The 19,612-nt window shown below is 52.9% G+C and carries 14 protein-coding genes; 5 read left to right on the forward strand and 9 right to left on the reverse strand.

Annotated elements, in window-relative coordinates; translation table 11 throughout:
• Positions 1-180 precede the first annotated feature (180 nt).
• On the reverse strand, positions 181-489 hold the full coding sequence (locus tag KOR42_RS16855) for a hypothetical protein (protein ID WP_146511014.1): 309 nt from the start codon (positions 487-489) through the stop codon (positions 181-183).
• A 529-nt stretch (positions 490-1,018) separates the two neighbouring features.
• Between KOR42_RS16855 and KOR42_RS16860 the strand changes: the two genes are divergently transcribed.
• Positions 1,019-1,438 carry a DoxX family protein gene (locus KOR42_RS16860; RefSeq protein ID WP_146511015.1) on the forward strand — a complete coding sequence of 140 codons (420 nt, stop codon included), beginning with the start codon at positions 1,019-1,021 and terminating at the stop codon, positions 1,436-1,438.
• 15 nt (positions 1,439-1,453) lie between these two features.
• Here KOR42_RS16860 and speA read toward each other — a convergent pair whose 3' ends face one another.
• From speA to KOR42_RS16875, 3 genes are all read right to left on the reverse strand, one after another.
• Entirely contained in the window at positions 1,454-3,370 is a 1,917-nt protein-coding gene (gene speA, locus KOR42_RS16865; RefSeq protein ID WP_146511016.1) for a biosynthetic arginine decarboxylase, read from the reverse strand.
• 300 nt (positions 3,371-3,670) lie between these two features.
• Positions 3,671-4,294, reverse strand: a complete 624-nt coding sequence (locus tag KOR42_RS16870; RefSeq protein ID WP_197441285.1) for a DUF1802 family protein — start codon at positions 4,292-4,294, stop codon at positions 3,671-3,673.
• Positions 4,295-4,388: 94 nt separating this feature from the next.
• The gene (locus KOR42_RS16875) at positions 4,389-4,985 is read right to left on the reverse strand and encodes a 3-isopropylmalate dehydratase small subunit (RefSeq protein ID WP_146511018.1); all 597 of its coding nucleotides are present in this window, start codon (positions 4,983-4,985) and stop codon (positions 4,389-4,391) included.
• A 323-nt stretch (positions 4,986-5,308) separates the two neighbouring features.
• Between KOR42_RS16875 and KOR42_RS16880 the strand changes: the two genes are divergently transcribed.
• A complete protein-coding gene (locus KOR42_RS16880) occupies positions 5,309-6,424 on the forward strand; it encodes an HlyD family secretion protein (RefSeq protein WP_146511019.1) in 1,116 nt (371 codons plus the stop codon).
• 79 nt (positions 6,425-6,503) lie between these two features.
• On the opposite strand, the gene KOR42_RS16885 is transcribed toward KOR42_RS16880, so the two are convergent.
• The gene (locus KOR42_RS16885) at positions 6,504-10,487 is read right to left on the reverse strand and encodes a DUF11 domain-containing protein (RefSeq protein WP_146511020.1); all 3,984 of its coding nucleotides are present in this window, start codon (positions 10,485-10,487) and stop codon (positions 6,504-6,506) included.
• Positions 10,488-10,867: 380 nt separating this feature from the next.
• Between KOR42_RS16885 and KOR42_RS16890 the strand changes: the two genes are divergently transcribed.
• A complete protein-coding gene (locus tag KOR42_RS16890) occupies positions 10,868-13,039 on the forward strand; it encodes a hypothetical protein (protein ID WP_146511021.1) in 2,172 nt (723 codons plus the stop codon).
• A gap of 338 nt (positions 13,040-13,377) precedes the next feature.
• Here the strand turns inward: KOR42_RS16890 and KOR42_RS16895 are convergent, their stop codons facing one another.
• The 3 genes from KOR42_RS16895 to KOR42_RS16905 form a co-directional block, all read right to left on the reverse strand.
• On the reverse strand, positions 13,378-14,748 hold the full coding sequence (locus KOR42_RS16895) for a sigma-54-dependent transcriptional regulator (protein WP_146511022.1): 1,371 nt from the start codon (positions 14,746-14,748) through the stop codon (positions 13,378-13,380).
• Between the two features lie 629 nt (positions 14,749-15,377).
• Complete coding sequence (locus tag KOR42_RS16900) at positions 15,378-15,650, reverse strand: hypothetical protein (protein ID WP_146511023.1); 273 nt, start codon at positions 15,648-15,650, stop codon at positions 15,378-15,380.
• 36 nt (positions 15,651-15,686) lie between these two features.
• Positions 15,687-16,169 (reverse strand): division/cell wall cluster transcriptional repressor MraZ, encoded by a 483-nt coding sequence (locus tag KOR42_RS16905; protein WP_146511024.1) that lies wholly within the window; start codon positions 16,167-16,169, stop codon positions 15,687-15,689.
• 391 nt (positions 16,170-16,560) lie between these two features.
• Here KOR42_RS16905 and KOR42_RS16910 point away from each other — a divergent pair, with 391 nt between their 5' ends.
• Positions 16,561-17,841: a phage portal protein gene (locus KOR42_RS16910; protein ID WP_146511025.1), complete on the forward strand. Its 1,281-nt coding sequence runs from the start codon at positions 16,561-16,563 to the stop codon at positions 17,839-17,841.
• Between the two features lie 135 nt (positions 17,842-17,976).
• Here the strand turns inward: KOR42_RS16910 and KOR42_RS16915 are convergent, their stop codons facing one another.
• Positions 17,977-18,930 carry a GNAT family N-acetyltransferase gene (locus KOR42_RS16915; protein WP_146511026.1) on the reverse strand — a complete coding sequence of 318 codons (954 nt, stop codon included), beginning with the start codon at positions 18,928-18,930 and terminating at the stop codon, positions 17,977-17,979.
• A gap of 469 nt (positions 18,931-19,399) precedes the next feature.
• Between KOR42_RS16915 and KOR42_RS27660 the strand changes: the two genes are divergently transcribed.
• Positions 19,400-19,528, forward strand: a complete 129-nt coding sequence (locus tag KOR42_RS27660) for a hypothetical protein (RefSeq protein ID WP_261342057.1) — start codon at positions 19,400-19,402, stop codon at positions 19,526-19,528.
• The last annotated feature ends 84 nt before the right edge of the window (positions 19,529-19,612 follow it).

Here is a 19,612-nt window from a genome sequence, read left to right on the forward strand (position 1 = left end):
GCTGCTTAGGTCACTTCAATGAAGGACGAAAGCAGCGGGCTTTTCAATTGCCGTTCCGCTTGGCTCCAAGAGTCGATGAGAGCATTTTTAGTTTTCGTTTGCACTCACTCGCACGAGCAAACTCAGTCTTTTTGTCTGATGAAAAAGTTCAATCGAGTGCACAGGAAAGAGCAACTTCCTCTAGAAGCCGAACGAGAAATACGGGGTGGAAATGTAACCGTTCCGATAGCGGGGACCATAATACGGTCGACGTCCGTAATAGCGTCCTCGGTCGTAGCGGTTGTCGAAACGTCGATCCAGTTGCCGGTCGAATTGGCGATAGTCTCGCCGTGCGTCTCGATACCCACGATCGAAAGACCGATCCAATCGACGTTCGATTCGATTTCGTAACACGCGCCGAGGCGGCGCAGCTTCGGCAGTTGTCGTGTCGCTGACTCCAGTCAGAATGAACATTGAGGCAACAGTTGTTGCGATGAGAAAGTTTTTCATGAGAGACCTCCGGTCGTTAATTCACTTCATGCAATCGCTCAAATGGAAATGAGCGCATTACTTTCATCCTATGCATGACTCTTCTCAGTTCAAGACGTGTGGAGGGCTCTGCAATCCGTGGATCAATGCAAAATCGTGAGGCAAATTGCAGTCAGACAACGGTTTACCGAGTTTTCGAGAATTGCCCAAACTTACTCGTTGCTCACGACGTTGTGTGAAATTGACGACGTCGATTTCGAAACGAGCTGAAGCGAAATTCTTCTCGCGAGGACTTGTTCCAATGGCGCTACGCGGTCGATCGAATCAAAGCGCACGTACACAAGCCAACAAGCGAGGATGCAACCCGTTCGAGGGAATGCGTTGAAAGGAATGCCGGACGTTCCCGACAATGCAGAGCATGAGAGAGGTCGTTAAAAAGGCACTGTAAGAAGTCGCGAGAAAGAGACCATCGACGACGATGCTGCCACGCAATATCATCCACGTCGGTGAACAGTCACAGTCTACATAGTCGATCGAAGTGTGGTGAACGATGAGTTCGAAGAACCTCCGAATTGTGGGATGGGTCCTGAGTATTCTTCTGGTGGCGTTTCTGGTCTTTGGAAGCGCCATGGGGAAGTTTACTGAATGGGAAGGGAAGGCGGAGATGTTCGACAAGCTGGGATGGGAGCAAGACGTGATGCATACCATCGGCATTGTCGAAGTTGTGATCGCGATCCTGTTCCTGATTCCTCACACTGCGTTTGTCGCTGCCATTTTACTTGCTGGTTATCTCGGCGGAGCAACTGCGACGCATGTGCGGATTGAAGATCCGTTTCTCGTTCCGATCATCATTGGGGTTGTCGCCTGGATCGCACTCGGTTTGCGTCAGCCGGATGTCTTTCGACTTGCCTTTCGCGGGCCGAGCGCAAGTAGTGATCAAGCTCCAACACCCGAAACCGACAAGAGCTAAGCTGCTCTTGCTCTTCTATTCCTGAAGCCCTTCGAGGTACGTGTAGCCGTTGAGGCCTTCTTCGTAGAATTTGATCAGTCGACCTGCTTCGGCATTGTCGATGAGTCCTTCTCGAACAGCGGCTTCGGCGGCCATCTGAAGTCGATCGATCAGTTCGCGTCCATTGAACTGAACGTACTCAAGCACTTCACTGACGGTCTCTCCTTTGATGATCGACTCCAGCATCACTCTGCCGTTCTCATCGAGATCAACATGAATGGTATTGGTGTCGCCGAACAGGTTGTGGAGGTCGCCGAGGATTTCCTGGTAGGCTCCGATCAGGAACGCCCCGAGGTAATAAGGTGAGCCATCAAACTCGTGCAGACGCAGGGTTTTCTTGACATCACGTCGATCGATAAACGTGTCGATTTTGCCGTCGGAATCGCAGGTAATGTCACACAGGACCGCGTGCCGGCTTGGTTTTTCCTCCAGTCGGTGAATGGGCATCACCGGGAAGAGTTGTTTGATCGCCCAGCTGTCGGGCATTGATTGAAACAGCGAAAAGTTGCAGAAGAACAAATCGGAAAGCATTCCGGGCAGGGAAGTCAGTTCTTCGGGAATGTAATCCAGATCCTCAAGAAGCCGTGTGATCTTTCGACAGATCGCGAAGAAGAGATTCTCTGCGAGCACTCGTTGTTCGAGCGGCAGGTATCCCCCGCTGAAGAGGCTCATCGCCATGTCAATGGCTTGCTGGCAGTCGTGATAACTCTCCTGGACGTTCCTCTGAGTCAGTTCACTATACGTCAACATCAGGTCGTGAAGAGGTTGTTCGTAGTTGTCCGGAATCTCAGGGGGAATGGCTTCGACATCACCCTGTCGGGTGACACCCAGTGTTCCGAAAATTAAGGCGCTATGGAAAGCTGCAATTGCGCGACCACTTTCCGAAAGGATGATCGGGTGATCGACCCCGGTCTCGTCGCAGACCGTTTGAATGTGGTAGATCACGTCATTGGCGTATTCCTGGAGGGTGTAATTCATGCTCGACTGAAAATTCGTCTGCGAACCATCGTAGTCGACACCCAGTCCTCCCCCGACGTCGAGGTATTCGAGTCCGGCCCCGCGTCGCGCAAGATCGACATACACTCGGCTGGCTTCTGTGATCGCAGCTTTGACCTGTCGAATGTTTGTAATCTGGCTGCCAAGATGAAAATGCAGCAGATTAAAACAGTCCTGCATTCCCTGGCTTTCCAACAGCTCAAGCCCTTTCAGGATCTCGCTGACGGTCAGGCCGAATTTGGAGCGGTAGCCGCCTGAAGATTGCCATCGTCCCGCCCCGCGGGCAGCCAGCTTCACTCGCATTCCGATTCGAGGACGGACACCAACCTGCTTGGCAATTTTCAGGATTCGTTCCAGTTCCGTGTACTTCTCAACGACCGGAAGAACCGTTCGTCCGATCTTCTGCGCGAGCATCGCCATTTCGATAAACTCGTCGTCCTTAAAGCCGTTGCAAATGATCGGCATCGACGGGTCCGTCATCGCGACCACTGCGAGCAATTCGGGTTTGCTACCAGCTTCGAGACCGAATCCGAATTCTCGACCGTATTCGACAATTTTCTCGACGACTTCTCGCTGCTGGTTGACCTTGATCGGGTAGACGCAGGCGTATTGCCCCTGATAGTCATTTTCTTTGATGGCTTTGGCGAAGACGTCGCGAATTTCGGTCAGCCGCTCTTTCAGGATGCCGTTGAATCTCAGAAGAATCGGCAGGTCGAGACCTCGGACCTGCAGCCGATCAATCAACTTCTTGAGATCAAGGGCTCGCTCCTTATTGCGGTCCGGGTGCACGAGCAGGTGACCATTCGGGCCGATGGAAAAGAAGCCGTTGCCCCACCTGTTGACCTCGTACAAATCGTTCGAGTCACTTGTGGTCCAGGAGTTTGCAGGATCGATCATGTTTGGCGAAATTCCAAATCTACTCTAACCGGGCTGAAGTGTTGTCACGCGATACCGAACACTCATCGGGATTGCGAGATCAAATCGAAACGCATTCGGGAATCGATCCGAAATCCAGCTGCTGTGGCGACAGTCTGGTCAGTCGGGTTGAGAGATCGTTTCCAGAGAATTCAGGAATTGGGGCGATGAACACTGCTCCGCCAGTTGTGATCTGGGCGGCGCCGAATTCTCCAACATTCGATTCCCCAGTGAAAGCAAAGAAGGGAGAACTTTCTGAAAGTTTCCCGTCGCTGGGATTTGTTAATCGGACGGGTGGTGAAGACGCATCGACGAACCGGTTGCCCTTTTGAACTCATCAATGCGACGCTCAAATTCCTCGTCAGAGAGAACCGCGTTTAATCCACTTGTAGAGAGAGGAACGCTCAGCGTTAACCAACTCTTGCAGCCATCGTACTGGTCGGTGTGTTCGACGAGGACCGGTTTCGGAAAGGAAAAAGCCCGTACAAACAGTGCCGTCAACCCGGGCGACCGATACTCGAACCGCTGGTGAGTCACTTCGTCTTTCAACACATGCAGATTGCGAATTGTTGATAGCTGAGACAAATCGTCGATGTAGCAGCTCATCTGAACTTCGCAAAAGACTTGAATGGGAATTTCGTTCGCCGTGGCTGACGAAGCGATGGGGACTTCGTTCCCGGGCATTTTTTCTGCAAATTCCGGAGTGATCAGTTCAACGGTTTGATGAAAACGCGTGGGGAACAACCAGAACCGATCCGATTTGATCCGGAACTCCCCGTGATCTTCACGAATTCCGCCGGTCCTCAGAAGAACACTTTGATGACCCGAACGAAGTGCTTCACACACGACGGCCCAATCCTTGAGGGCATGCGCTTCCTCATGAACGGAACAGTCTCTCGGGTTCATCGTTGGTTTCATCATGTTAAGTGGCGAGCAACAGGTCGCGGCGAAAAAGGAGGAATCACAACTCGAGCGAGCACGCGAAAACCATGAATCTCGCTTAGTGCTCGACGAATTCTTTGACGTAAGGAAGAGATTCGAGTTTCTCCTTGATCGAAGGATGTCGATCGAGGAGTTGGGCGAGGAAGTCCCATTTGCCGGTGGTCAGCGCTTCGTGAGCACTTTGCGGCATCTCGACGGAAATCACTTCTTCGCCAAAAGTGAGCTCATTCTTCGGGAGATTGAGTTCCAGTTCAAGTTTGGGATTTGCGGAGACGGCAGCGGCGATGCGTTCCAGCTCGGAGCGAGACGCAGTGACGGCCGGGATTCCGAGCGATGTGCAGTTCCCGAAGAAGATCTCTGCGAAGGATTCCGCGACAATTGCTTCAATTCCCCATCGCATGAGCGATTGCGGTGCATGTTCGCGCGACGATCCACAACCGAAGTTTCGGCCGCTGATCAGAATCTTTCCTTCCTGGTGGGCTTCATGGTTGAACGGATGCGATTCGTCCTGTTCCCGATCGTCTTTGAAAGCGTGTTCGCCAATGCCTTCAAAGCTGACACATCGAAGAAAACGCGCCGGGATGATTCGATCTGTATCAATATCGTCGAGCAACAGCGGCATTCCTGGCCCGGTGACTGTTTCGATTACCTGCATAACAATTCCTCTATTCGTTCGACATCAAGCCAGTTGAGACTGCGTAATTTCTGATCCCACACAATAGCAGACCATTGATTCTTGCCAAAACGAATCAGCATCAGGAATTTCAGACTCAGTCGATTCCGATCAGAGAACTTAGTGAACATTTGCAGGTCGTTCCGTTCGAGTTGAAGTTTCCGTTGAGGACGTTCGAACGGCATAATTTTCATTGGAATGCAGGAATTTGACGTCTCTAGCGTCAGACAGACAGGGCTCGCTTCCGATTTTTCAACTCAGACGGAGCGCTACCCATCCACCTCTTTTTATCTTCGCCCATGCCCATGACTCATTCATTCGAGTCCTGTCCCGAGTTGCCTGCGCCTCCCCGACGCATCGCGTTCTTCTCTATCGTTGCGCTCACTCTTGGGATCGGATTGGCCTACTGGGTAGAGCGTCCGCGCGGTCCCGTTTGCCAGGGGACGTTGATGGCTCGGACCACCTACATTACATCCCCCGCAGACGGAGTGTTGGCCGAACTTCTTGTCGAAGAAGGGGCCAGTATCGAAATGAGTCAACCACTGGTTCGCATTGTGGACGACACTCTCGAACAAGCTGTGGCGACCAAAACCCGCGAAATCGATGCCCTCGAATTTCAACATCGTCAGGCACTCGCAGCTGCGGAACTGGAACTTGCCTGGAGACAACGCGCACTCGATTCGGAAATTTGTGAGATCCAGCTGCAATCAGCGACATTTCTGAAGGAGAAATACAACTTCGAAATGCAGCAGAGTATGCTTAACGACATTCTTGCCGGTCAGGAACTGGTCATGGCGGACAACGAAGGATCGTTCGTCAGTTCGCTGATTGTTGACGGGGCGACCAAGCCTTCGGATCGAATGGCAACCATTCTGGAAATGGAACTGGCGAGCAACGCGGCCGAAGTCTCTTCCGCTCAGGTTGAGATCTGTGATTTGCGTCAAAAGCAGCTTGAACAGCTTCGCGATGCACTGCCTGCGAAAGTCCGTCGGACTGAGGGAGTGGACGTCGCGGAGGCGATTCTCAACCGTGCTCGAGCAGAGCTTGACCAGCTGCGTGCACAACAAGAGAGCCTGACTGTGCACTCTCCGTCCATTGGACGAGTTGGCGTTTATCAGAGTCGCGTCGGGGCACGGATTTCCGAAGGAGCACCGATCGTTGAACTTCTCGACGATGCACACCGTTACCTTCTCGTGAACGTTCCGTCGACTGAGATTGTCTCGTTTCCGATCGATCAGAAACTTGTTTTGATCTTCCCGGGGAATCAGCATCGATCGGGAAAAGTGACCATGATCGCACCGCAAGCTCAGCATTGCTCGCTTCTGAACAAGTCGACGATTCAAGTCCACGTTGAGCAAGTCGGGAAGATGTGGCCAAACGTCCCGATCGGATCTCAAGTTGAAGTTCAAATCGATCGTTGAGCCAGCGTCATGCTTTCGCCGCACTCACCCCAGCACCGTTCACACTGCTGAAGCGAGCGGACATGGAAAGCAACCTGTTCTATGGGGTTTCGCCGACAACTCGGACTGGTTTCTCGAAACGGATTGGCTCGCTGTAATCAGCGGTCATCAGTTCAACGCCAACCTTGGAGTTACAGGCACCTGCTGCAGTCAGGACGATATCGAACTCCTGCGTGTCACCCATCCCAACCTCAGCAACTGGTTGGAACACAATCCGATTTCCCTGGACCTGGTATTGGCTGGGACCTTTTGCGGACGTGAACGTCAGCCCGTCGGGGATGACGAATTGAGTAAGAACATTCTCGGCAGCGGCAGTTCCGTCGTTCTTGAGCTTCAAGCGGAACGAGACTTGATCGCCAACGAGGACTGTTTGATTCTGGCCGAGGACATCAATGTCGAGATCGGCGAAGCCTTTGACTTCGAGTGTTGACGCAGCTTCGACAATGTTGTTCTCGTCGTCTCGGGCAACGAAGCTGAGAGAAAGGCTTCCAGCCTGATCGGGAACAAGTGGCGTTTTCAGATCTCTCGATTCACCAGCTTCAAGAACTTCGAAATTGCGAATGAGGACACGTTTCTCGGCATCCCAACCCGGAAGCGGTTGCGCGGGTGAAAGTCCGACAGGGATTCTTTCGATCACTTTCACGTTACTCAGTCTTTGACTTGAAAGATTGGTCACACGTGAAGTCATCTCGATCGGGCGTCCCACGAATCCTCGTTTGGGGCCGCTCTGAATCAAACCGATTCGAGAATCGAGAATGCGCAGGTCCGAGTGAGTTTCCGCATGTGTTTCACCGTTGACGGTGACGAGTGCTTGAGACGACGCAACTCCTGCTGCCTCTGCAGTCAGAACGAGATCGATGCTTCGCGATTCACCGGCAGGAAGATCTCCGACCCGGTATTCAATATCGCGTCCACCGGGATGACTGAGCAGTTCCGGAAGGATTGTTCTCAGATAGACCTCTTTGGCAGAGCCTTCTCCCGAGTTTGTGATTGTCATCTGATAAGTTGCTGTTTTTCCAGTCACAGCTTCTTTTGGCCCCTGCATTTTCAGTTCGATTTTCGGGGCAGTCACTCGAATTCTGGCTGCGACGGCCGCTTCAAAAGAGACGGTTGCGACGCTTCCAATTTCGCCAGCTTCCATCGGGATCACGAGAAGTTGAATTTCCCAAACGTCTCCAGGCTGAAGTTCGGGACGTTCCCAGGTCAACACTCCATTCGACAGAGATGCCTGCGGAATCGTTCCCTTCAGTTTGGTTCCTTTCGGAATGCGATCTTCGACCACGAGCGACTTCGCCGGGCTTCCGCCGACGTTCTTGATGAGGATCGAGTAGATCAAGGGCTCATCGATGGTTGCACTTGCTGGAGCCTTTTTCTCGATGGTCAATTCCGGGCTTTGATCTCCTTCGTTGACGTCTCGATCAATCGTCCCCTGACCGATTAACTCGTTGTTCGACTCAGATTCTTTCGCTTCCGGAGTGGCTTGCGGGTCAGGAATGTTGTTTGCGACTTCACCTTCCTGAATATTCGTAAGCGGTTGGTTTCCGATGTTGAGATCTGCACCTGCTTCATCGCCGAAGGAAAACGGAGCAACGGGAGCCATGCGATCAGTGGGCAGGGCGAGTTTCCGGGGAGTTGGGGAAGATTCGAGACTGGACGGAGAGAGCCGTTCTTCCTGGAGTCCCTGGTTGCTTCCATCAGCAAACTTCACTGGGGGATTTTGTGGAGCTTCGATCAATTCGAACGGACCTGGAGGCGCTGACGACGTGCTCCCCGAGTCGGTTTGAAGTTCCATCCGGCTTCGGTTTCGTGGAATGATTTGCGGAAGATCCGATCCCGAAGTTCCGGGGCCGCTTGAGAGGTTCCCGGAAGGTGTTTCACGAGTGGGGCTCGAGTCTTGTTCACCAAAATAGGGGTTGCTGATTTCCGGAGCTCGGCCGGGATTGATCGTCGGAAGCTCTCGAGCTGGAGGTGTCGCCAGTGGAGTTGGCATCACCAAATCAAGCTCTCCAGACGGCTCAGGCAAAGACTGAGGAGGCGCGGCAGGCTCGGCGAGCGGTGCCGGTCGACTGAGGAGGGCGTTGTTTTGATTCGGTTCTTCGGGCTTCGGAGTGGCTGCTTCTAAGGTCAGTTCTTGTGGGTTCGGCCAGACTGGCAATGCGTCCTCCGTCTCGCTTTCGTCAGCGACTTGCTGGGGCGCTGTTGAGAGCGGGAGTGTTGGGGACGTTGTTTCAATTGGATTCGCTTGCCCCAGTGGAATCGGCGTATTCGGCGAAGGATCAGCCGGAGGGGAAGAAGAATTGGCCGGTGGGAGAAGAGTGAGCGGAACAACTTCTTCTTCACTTGTACTCAGAGGAGCGGTGTTGAGCGGTTCCGAAGTCGGAGCTTCCTGAATTTCCAAACCGGGAGAACGAGCGAAGGGGTTTTCTTCTGCCGCTGGTGCGTTGGCAGGTCCTGCAAGCGTCGTTGAGCCGGGAAGAACATCATCGGTTCCCCCAACTTCTGCTGCTGCGGGAACGGTGTTTTCGTACTTTGCGAACGGATTGGGCGAATCTGTGAGCGCGAACGATGTGACCGGCTCGTTGTTTCCTTCCGGTTGCGGAACTCCTGGGCCGGGGAACGCAGGAAGTTCGTCATTCGTTCCGACATCGAGAGTCTCCGGTTGCACCGCAAGCGAAGTCATTTCTTGATCGACGGGACGATCGAGTCCTGGGAGAGTTGGAGCAGGGCCAGAGTTTGGCGTCTCAGCGGTCTCAATGGGCAGGCTGCGATTTGAATTCGTCGAGAGTGGCTCACTCGCTGAAAGATTTGAAACAGGCAACGCATCGAGTTGAGGAGGTGCTTCCACACTGAGACCGGGCAAAGTCTTCGGCGATGGAAGGACATCGGCGGAAGCGGGAGTCACGGAATCTTGTTCGGCAGGTGAGTCTTCCCAGCTGATTGTTTCGATTTCGGAGTTTTCAGGAAGCTGTTTTTGATGCGAAGGACCGAATGAACTCGACTTGTTGCTCGCTTCAGTTCGCGTGTTGTTTTCGAGCGAGAACGGGATGACTTCGGAAGTCTCTTCGTCTGACTCGCTGTTCGTCGCAACTTCCGGTGAATTTTCTGAAGCGTTTTCTTGATCGAGTTGAGAAGCTTTCTCTTTCTCAGCCGCTTCGGCTTCGCGTTTGGCTTTCGCCGCGACACCATTGAAGAATCTCAACGGGTACACATTTTCTTGTGGAGCCGGACGCTCGACGATTTTTTCTGATGATGGGAATTCTGAATCGGCAGGTGAAGCAGGCGTTCCGGTATCAATCGGGAACACATCTGCTTCTACTCTGGATTCTCCAACAGCAAATTCGACACTTTGCGGGAATCCCCCTTCCGGGAATTCATTCGCAGCTGGCGTGACAGCCCCCATCAATTCGTTGGGCGCGTCGGAGTTGGCAATACTTGGAGCGTCGACAGTGTCGCTGGTATCGTCTTGACTAAACGGGTCTTCTAACGGAACGGGGCTTGCCTCGATATGGACCAGCTCGCTCGGTTCTGCTTCTTGAGAGGTTTCCGAACGAAATTGGATCAGCCCGGGAGAAAGTTCTGCGAGACCGCTATTGCCGTCGGTCGCGGAATATTCCTCTTCGCGCGTGTTCTCCTCGGTTTGTGCCGGAGAAGGTGCCGATGGAACCGGTGCATTCGCTGGCTCATCGGAGGATTTCAGCGGATCAAGAAGCGCAAATTGATGATTCGGGAGGACATCAGAGTTCGAAACAGGTTCCGGGACCGATTCAGCCAGTGTCGGCTCAAGTTCCTGATCGGCACGTTCGTCGAGCTGATCGGAGAAATCAATCTCAACATCCTGAAAGAGATTCCCAGCGACTTTGGGCGTCTCGTTTTCTGTTTCAGAAGGAGAATTGAGGGCTGTAAATGCTGAAGGATCAGGTTCAACATCGTTCTTCTGCAGGCTTTCGTGGGCTTTCCAGACCACAAAGCAGCTGCCGCCAATTACGCCCATCAGAACCAGGGACTTCACAATCAGGTTCTGCATTATGGGGAATCCTTTCCCGGATCATTGAAATCCCATCGGAGGATGGGTGGTTCGAAAGTGCATCTTTGCACCGACAAGTGATAGCAAATTTTGCAAAACCGCGTAAAGGCGAATTCGGATGTTGGTCTCCAGCTGAGTTTTGTTTCGACATTCCGTCGATCAACGGACGCCGATCCGAAAGGGGACTGTTTGAATAGTCTGCCTACGCAAGTTAGAATGCTGACCGAAAATAGGTGGTTTTTAGCGATTGAGAACGATTCTCGCAGCCACACATTTATTCCACGTCGACGGAGCGAAGTGGACGATAACTAGGAAGAGTCTCTTCGAGTCGTGATGACCACGCTTTGGGGATTAATGGAGCGACGGTGGAACAAATGCCAATGCGTCAACAATTTCTCTGGATCGCAGGTTGCTGCTCAATCATAGTTTGGGCAGCAACGCAAACCTGGGCGTATCAAGACGAGACTCCGCAGCCAGTGGGACTGTCCGGGCTGATGGCAGCCTATGCCCCCGACGGCTTGAGCCCGGCCGATTTCGAGGATCTCAGCGAAGAAATTGACGAGAGCTGGAAAGAGTGGACTCTGGAAACCGGGCAGTTTGTCACGGATTTCTATGAAGGAGAAAACGACACTTTCGAAGCTCAGGAAACCGCTCTGAAGCGGGTCCGTGTCAAACTGAACACCATGGAGAAGGCGCTCGAGGATTCTCGATATCGCTCGATTCATGACCAGATCGGTCCTCTTTACTCCAATTTGATTGCTCGCGTTGATCTGGCAGAAGCGGTTCTCGAAACGCTGACCATCGACGAAGAAGCTGCTCTGAAGGTTCGAACTCAGGCAGCGACTGAGACTCTCAAATCCGCACTTGCCAACTTCCGCCGGGATATGAATTCCGTGCGTGGCGGACAAGCCTGGCTGAAATGGGCGAAATCCAGCCAACTCCAAAACTTCCGACCGACGAACGAAGAATCGATCGAAACAGTCAATAAGGTCAAAGCTCAGCTCGAAACCCGAGAAGAATACGGGGATGAAATTCGGGAATTCATGAGCCGTGAATCGTTCCTGCAATTGGAAGATGCACTCGCTGCAGTGCAAGCGGCTGTTGCACCTGTTTCCCCTGAAGCACAGCTTGAACTCCGAGAGCAACTCGGGATGTTTCTTGAAACTGTCGACGAATACTACGACGAGCCTACGCCCGAACTGGCTGCATCGCTTCGAGAGCAGTTCGACGCCATTCGTCTGACCGCCCCTGATGGGGGAGAAGCTTTGTCTTCTGCATTCGCCGTTCACTTCCTCAACTACAATCTTCGTTTGGCGATCTCCGAAGGATTGCTGAACAAGGTGATCGGAGAGACCCGAAACGAGTCCTCGCAGATCAATGACTACATCATGGGCGCTCGTGTTGTTGGAAACCAGAACTCCAACGTCAACCTGTCGGTCAACATTCAGCCGAGCACCAATGAAGCCCGCTTTGAGCTGAACTTGAATGGAGTCGTGCGTACGAATTCGTTCGGATCGACAAGTCAGGCAACAATTCAAACGACCGGATACCACACCTTCAATGCTGTTAAAAGCGTTGGCTTTGATGGAAATGAGTTCTCGACTCGTCCCGCCAGCGTCTCTGTTCGTGCAAATAACCGCCCGGTCGGAGCACGCACTCGGTTCAGCGGTGGGTTGTTCGGTGGAATTGCCGACCGAATCGCCATGCGAGAAGCTTCCGCACGCATGGGACAGGCGAACGGGTACACACAACGAAGTATTCAGGAAGAAGTGAGTGCCGAGCTGAATCGAGAAGTCGATTCCCGATTCGCTGAAGCGTCGATGGAATTGCAAAACCGCCTGTACGGTCCGCTTCGGGAATACGGTCTTTATCCCGACGCGATTAAGTACTCAAGCACAAGCTCGCAGATTCACGGATCGACACGACTGGCGAATCCGACTGAACTCGGCGGCGGACGTCCAAATCCTGGAATTAAAGCATCTTCGAAAGGGATTCTCGTTCAAGTTCACGAGACCCTTCTCAGCAACGGATCGAACCGACTGGAACTGGGAACCGAAGGCAAGAAGAAGCTGAGTGACGGCGAACTTCGTGCGATGATTGAAGAACGTCTGAGCAAGATTCTCGATCGCGATGTCGATCTCGGAGAGCCGGATGAAAGTAGCGAAGGAACAATGTTTGTCTTCGACGAACCGAATCCGATCCGATTTCAGATCATCGAAGGTGAAGTGATTTTGACGATCCGAGCTGGTTTGGACCGTGGTGCAGAAGGCAGCATTCCCACTCAAATCATCACTGTCCCACTGAGTCCTTCGGTCGTTGACGACAAAGTGATTCTCACTCGAGGCAATGTGGGCGTGAAGCCAGTCGAACGGCCTTCCAACATTGCTGAACAAGTGGCTCGAGCGAATGTGATGCGACAGAAGATTCAAGCATCACTTCCCGAACAGGAAATTGATGCGGTCTTCGAACTCGAACAAGAGGGCAAGATCATTAAGCTGCGAATCACTTCGATCGTTGCCGAGAGCGGTTGGCTTTCACTCAACATCGAATAGAGCAAGTTGCTCTATCCAGTGCACTCGCTTGAACTTTTTCATCAGGCAGAAGGCTGATTCATCAGGCAGAAGGCTGAGTTCGCTCGTGCGAGTGCAAACCAAAACAGAAAACGCTTTAACAGGCAAGTGTTCGTCAGTCGTCGCTGAGTGATTTCAGCGACGATGGCTTTTCACTTGGTCGCGACAATCAGAGTCATGAAAGAAGGACGTTGGCCAGCTTGGGCGAACGTCCTTCTCTTTTTGGGTTTTCGAGGATGTGTGTTCGGCAACGCAACTTTCAAAACGAAAAAAGCCGTCCGAGCAATGCTCGAACGGCTGTGTGCTGTCTTGATTGAGGATCAAGCAGCCCGGTCTTGTTTACGATTTGATCCGGGGCCTCCTCGTGGTGGGTATCCGTACTCTCTGAGTTTTCCGGAGAGCGTTCTGATTCCAATCTGCAGTGCCTTGGCCGTCAGTTCGCGGTTCCCACCGAAGCGGTTGAAGGTTGCTTCGATTAGCTTGCGTTCCATCTCGCGAAGAGTCATTCCGGGAGCTTCAGCCGAGTCCTCGGATTGTTCCAGCCATGGGAGAAGTTCTTCGACTGTGACGTCCGAGTTACCCGCAAGGGAACAGATTCGGTTCATCACATTTTCGAGTTCCCGGACGTTGCCTGGCCAGTTATGAGTTTCGAGGCGATTCAAGGCTTCGTTAGACAAGCGTCGTGGATGCTGTCCTTCCCGGACACTCGCCTGTTGCAGGAAGTGTTCTGCAAGACACGCGACATCTTCGATTCGCTCACGAAGTGGAGCAACGGAGATGACATTGCGTTCGAGAAGTTCGGCAAGTCGGAGGTCAAACTTTTGCTCCGCACACAGCTTTCGTAAGTTCGCTGATGACGTTGCGATGATTCGTGATCGGACGGGAACAAAATTCTCGCCACGCTTGTAAGCACTGTTACGAATCGCCGCTGCCAGTTTCGCCTGAACAGGAAGCGTGAGTGAATCAATGTCTTCCAAAACCAGCGTTCCGTCGGAAGCAGCACTGATGCGGCCTTCGCAATCTTCGTCGCCGAACAGTTCTTTCTCGACAGCTGCTGATGTCAGCAGTTGGCAGCGAATGGTCAGCAAAGGTTTGCTGGGACCGGATCGGGTCAGGTGAATGGCACGGGCTGCTTCGCTCTTTCCGCAACCGACTTCGCCAACGACAAGCACTGGTTGATCGTGCTCGGCAGCGAAGTGAATCTGGTTTCGCATTTCGCGAGTTTGACCGCTGAATCCGATCAGTCCGTCAAACATCCGGCCTTCAAGTTTCTGTCGAAGTTCCAGGTTCTCAGTAATGAGTTGTGCCCGCCCGACAGCTGCGAACAACGCACGTCCGATTCGTTCTGGAGTGAGTGGAGGATCCACGACTTCGCAGGTGAGAGACTTCGGCAAACTCATTCGCTGGCCGATTGAAGGCAGCAGAACGAGTTGCGTCGGTCGATCAAGGCGACGAAGTTCTGAATCGAGTTGCTGAACTTGTTCGATCGACTGTGGTTCGTCGATGACCGCAGCTGCGATTTCTTCGTCGAGTGCCAGATCGCGGAGTTGTTCCAGTGATGAAACGGCGATTGCGTCATACCCGTTCCTGCGAATTGCAAGTTCGAGTTGTCGCTGAGCAGCGGGATCTGCTGCACACGCAACGACGCGTCCGGTTGGGCGAATGGTCGCCGGTGGGGTTGAAACAGACATGAGATTCCTGTCTGCGCGACCAACCAGTCATGCCAACAGCTGAGCTGGTATGTGAGAAGCATACCGCTGCGGAAATGATGATTGGAGGCGTTAGGTGATTAAGTGAGAGATGAGACTGAGGTGGGTTCAGAGAGGAGAGTGAGTAATATTCCTGACCGGCAGTTTGCGTCAAGATGCTTCAAATCGAATTTCGAACGATTTTGAAATGATGCAAATTTTTCATTCAAGTCACGGATCAGTTTTACCGGAGAGACTGAGAGCGTCTCACCTGTCGCAGTCGCATCTGAAGTCCTCCATTGGGCCAGAATGGTGCTTCGTTATTCGCGGCAGGCAGTATTGAGAGCGTTTTGAGGGCGTAAGGAGCCATTTAGTAGCAGCCCCTGCTGCCACGGAAGCACGTGGAATCAAGACACTGAAATCGGCACTTCACCTCGAGATTTCGTGGTCGCCCGGCTGGCTTTCAATATCGAAGGCTGGCGAATCGGAGACAGAATGCAACAACTGCTTTGGAAAGCGTTGCCTTCTCGAGCAGTGATTATTGGTGATCCGAGAGGACCATTTTCAGCAATTCGCTGCACAAGTCTGAAAGAGTTGCCTTCGATGAGAACTGCGAAGACTCGTGCGGATTTCTAAAAGATAAAGAGAAAGGTTCGCTCAATTTCGTTAGCGAATTCTTCAGCCGCGAGAAGACGAAAGATTGTGAGAGTGTGAAAAACATACCCGGCAGGTGATTGAAAGGGGCGTCCTTGCCATTTTCCATCCATTTTTACCGAGTGGGGACTCGGAGAGGTGTTGAGTAAGTCACTCTCGCCCATCTGCCGGGTATGCACTGAAAGCAGGGAAATCAACCAACAGAAAATCTGTTTGGTGTTGCAGGCGTCGATCTCATGGCGAGTTGCCATCAGAGGACTTCGTTGACGTGTTCGATGTGAGCGGCCCTAGCTGGAGAGTTCCTTAAACAAGTCTCCAAATCCGGGCATATCTGTTCGTAGTTGTTCGAGCCAGGCTTCGGGCTTCCAGATTTCGACACAAACGACAGCACCGATGATCATGACATCTCCCCCTTTGGGAACGTCGAGGAATTCTCGAAAACCTTCCGGAATCAAGAGGCGAGACCGATTCGCCAGTTTGACATCAGATGATCGGGTCGACAAAAGCCGCCCAAGCCGTTGGACGTCGGTCCATCTCTGCTCCATACGACCTGTGCGGATCTTCTCGCGGATCAGCGATACGCCATCGCTCATCCGCTGACGCCAGTCGGCAGCTTTCCACAAGCTGAGACATCCGTAACGTTCCTTCGCCAGGATTGTCTGACCATCGTCGCCTAAAACAGCGGACGCAAAATCCGTCGGCAGAGTGAGTCGGAATCGATCGTCCAGCGATCGACGGTACTCACCTGTGATGAATGCGTCCGGGGGCATGATCCAGTACCAGCAAGACTGTTGGTCACGTTTGTTACAACAGACTATTGGGTGCTTTCCCCACTTTCAATTCACTTTTTAAAGAACTTTTGGGCGTGTTTCCCACATTCGTGATGCTAATTGAGAAACGGTAGCGGTCAATCCGATTGTGACGCATTTGTCGAAAAATTCTCTGAATGGCTCAACCCGCGCAACCCGCTCGCGACTGATTGAACCGCATCGATTTGCCCCCGTTTTTTGCAGGAATTCCGCGATGTTCCAGCTTCTTCGTGACAAGATCTCGACTGCTCAGTTGAAGGCCCGCTACCAGAAACTTGTTTAGGAGAGACTCCTTCAGCTCACCGAATCGTCGTCGGCTACGCCTGTCTCAGAAGATCCGGGGGACTGGGAGATGGTGGGCGGAAAACATCAGAGTGGGCAGGATCCCCACACTCAGGCGATGACGCGTGAGCAGGTGCGAAAACTCATTCAGGAGAATCCGCACGCCAGCAACATCTTGAGAACGCTTGAGTGCTACGTCACCGGTCCGGGGCTTCGGTTTAAGCACGAATGCGTGTGCAAATCGAATCGGATGACGGACGTGGAGGACGATGTACTCGAAGCGGCCGATCATTTGTGGGAAGCGTTTCTGCAGAACGCGGACGGGCATTACTCTCCTCAGGAACATGCGCGACGGACCTGGCGCGATGGAGAGTGCTTCATCCGAAAGTTCGGGAAAGAGAGTTGGCCGCCAGCGGTACGCTTTGTCGATCCGGAACGGTTTGGGGCGACTCCTCAGGAACCGGACCCACAGGGGATTGTGACCGCCGCTCATGATGTCGAGACACCTCTGGCTTATCTCTACACCTCGCGGAGTGGGCAAGACGGTTTCGATGGGATGCGAGCGGATAGAATCCCGGCCGGTGAAATTCTCCAGACACGAATCGGTGTCGATTCGAATGAGAAGCGTGGGCGGTCCCTCTTCGCAGCGATTCTGGAACCGCTCATTGCCTATTCGAAGTGGATGGAAACAGAACTGTTGGCTCGCAAGCTTCAGTCATCGATTGTGCTTTGGCGAAAAGTTCAGGGATCGTCACAGACGGCGGATGCGTTTGCAGACAACGCGGGAAGCGGAACAACCTGGAACGGTCAGCGACGCGAACGATTCTCTCCCGGTTCGATTCTGACAACAAATCATGCCACTGACATTCAGTTTCTTCAGCCGAATACCAACTTCGGCGATGCCGCATCTCTCGGGCGGATGCTTCTGTTGTCCATCGCAGCTGGGGCTGGTCTTCCTGAATTTATGTTGACGTCGGATGCTTCGAACGGAAACTTTGCGTCAACGATGGTCGCGGAAGGTCCGGCGGTGAAGTACTTCCAAAGTCAGCAGGAGTTCTTCTCAAAGGAATTCACTCGGATGTGGCGTTGGATCATGCAAGACGCGGTTGATCTCGGCTTGCTACCGGTCGATTTCTTTGAACGTGTCACAATCAAGTGGACGTTTCCGGGACTCGTGAATCGCGACCGTCCTAAGGAGAGGCTCACCGACGCCCGGCTTGTTGAAACGGGGATTCTTTCGCGTGCAGAAGTGGCTCGCCGCGATGGTGTTGATCCCGTTGTGATGGAGTCAGAACGGCGACGCGAGCGGGGAACAGAGTCGGACAGTTCGGACTCCGAGGATCTGAGGTAGTTCGTCGTTCGTCGTGAACGGCTCTTCGGGTGGGCACTAAGCTTGGCGATTCTCTAAAAACTTGTCCGAACGCGTTTCTTTCGATGGAGTGGCGTTGGCTTGTGCGGAACGCTGCGAATCCGGAGCGTGATTGAATTAGCTCTGTTTGCGGTAGACGACCGCAGCATCGATTGCCTCGAAATCGGCGGTCTCAATGGCTTTGAGGGCGCCGGGAGAACTGTCAACGACGTGAATTTCTGCTCGAGTGATGAAGTCTGATCGCAGGCGTCGAAGAGTTTCGATGATGAGGGTCGTCGCGAAACCCTGCGATCGATACTTCTGCTCGACGTATAAGTCGACCAGTCCGATCACTCGTTCTCCCCAGCGGGGCTTGAAGTGGTCCAAACCGACGACTGTGAGTGAGCCGATTCGCTCTTTGCTCCGTTTTTCGACCAGGCTGAAATACATCGATTCGATGTTTCCGAAGTGGGTCAACCACCACATTGTGGGATTCTTCGGTTGCTCCATGACCTGCAATTCAGATCGTCTGCGCAACCCCATGAGCTTGATGTTCATGGGGTCGCGTGTGGATCGCAGGTCTCGTTGAAACACGATGGAGCGTGAGTCGGGCTGATAACCCGCTGACAACATGAACGGTTCAGCTTGAGTATCGGACTCCAGAAATCCTGAGCAGCGTGCCCCTCCATAGAGTCCGAAATAGAAGGGGTCGCAGTAGCGAGACTGGCCAGCCTGAATGGTCTGAGCGCCTCGCTTTGTCAGGTATTCTTCTGCTCGCTTCAGCAGTTCCCGGCCCAGTCCCTGACGCTGATGTGTGGGACTGACAACAATCCAGCAGATGACCCCGCGAGAGTAGTCGAGTGAATTGAGGTCTTTCGAAAAGCCGAATCCTGCGTGCGCGAAGCCGACGACTTTTTCGTCTTCAACGGCGATGATCAGACCCTCGGGATCGAAGTAGGGGAGGCCGTACGCTGCGATTTCGTAGGCTTCAATCGAGGAGGGTTGAGCCGCCCCACGTCCCAGCTCTGCCCTGCGACACAACTCGAAAAGAAATGGGGGATCGGAATTCCGGAAACTTCGGAACTGAATCACTCATTCTCCTTCGCGGACTTCATTGGGGGCCAGGGTCTCCTCGTGATCATGGAGTTCGGACCGTTCATTCTGAACAGTTGCTCGCTGGTGGGTGATGTTGAGTATTGGTCGACAATCGACGCCCTAAAATTCACACCAACCGGTCGCGTTCAGTTTCGAATTCTTGAATCTAACGACAGTCAACCGTCACTCAATGCCGAATCATTTCTTTTCAACGTTCCGGGTACGAATGTCAAGTTACGTTCCCGGATTACAGGACTTTTATGTTCAATTGACAGCTACGTCGTTTCCACACTCTCAAGCAATGTCACTCAAACAGCTGTCGCTGTGAACACTGAGTCAGGGAGAGAATGTCTCGGCGCCCCGATTCTCTCCCAATGCATCTCTCTCCCATTGCATCGTTCGAAAAGTTTCGAAATCAGCATCTGCTTTTCCTTCCCCGCGACATGAAGTCTGGAAGTCACAGGGAATGTCTTGTCTCGATGATGTCATCAACATCGAACGGATGCGGATCGTGACTCCATCGGCAGCACGCGATTTCGTCTTCTTCGACGGTGCTTTCGAAATCGCTGAGGATCAGCGTTTCGTCGGGCAGTGATTCCTTGAGTCGAGGAATTTTGGTATGCTAATTCGCAGGAATGTTCGACGCAACGTTCGCGTGCCCCTCTTTCCAGTCGATCTA

The sequence above is a fragment of the Thalassoglobus neptunius genome (assembly GCF_007859735.1).
GTDB lineage: Bacteria > Planctomycetota > Planctomycetia > Planctomycetales > Planctomycetaceae > Thalassoglobus > Thalassoglobus neptunius.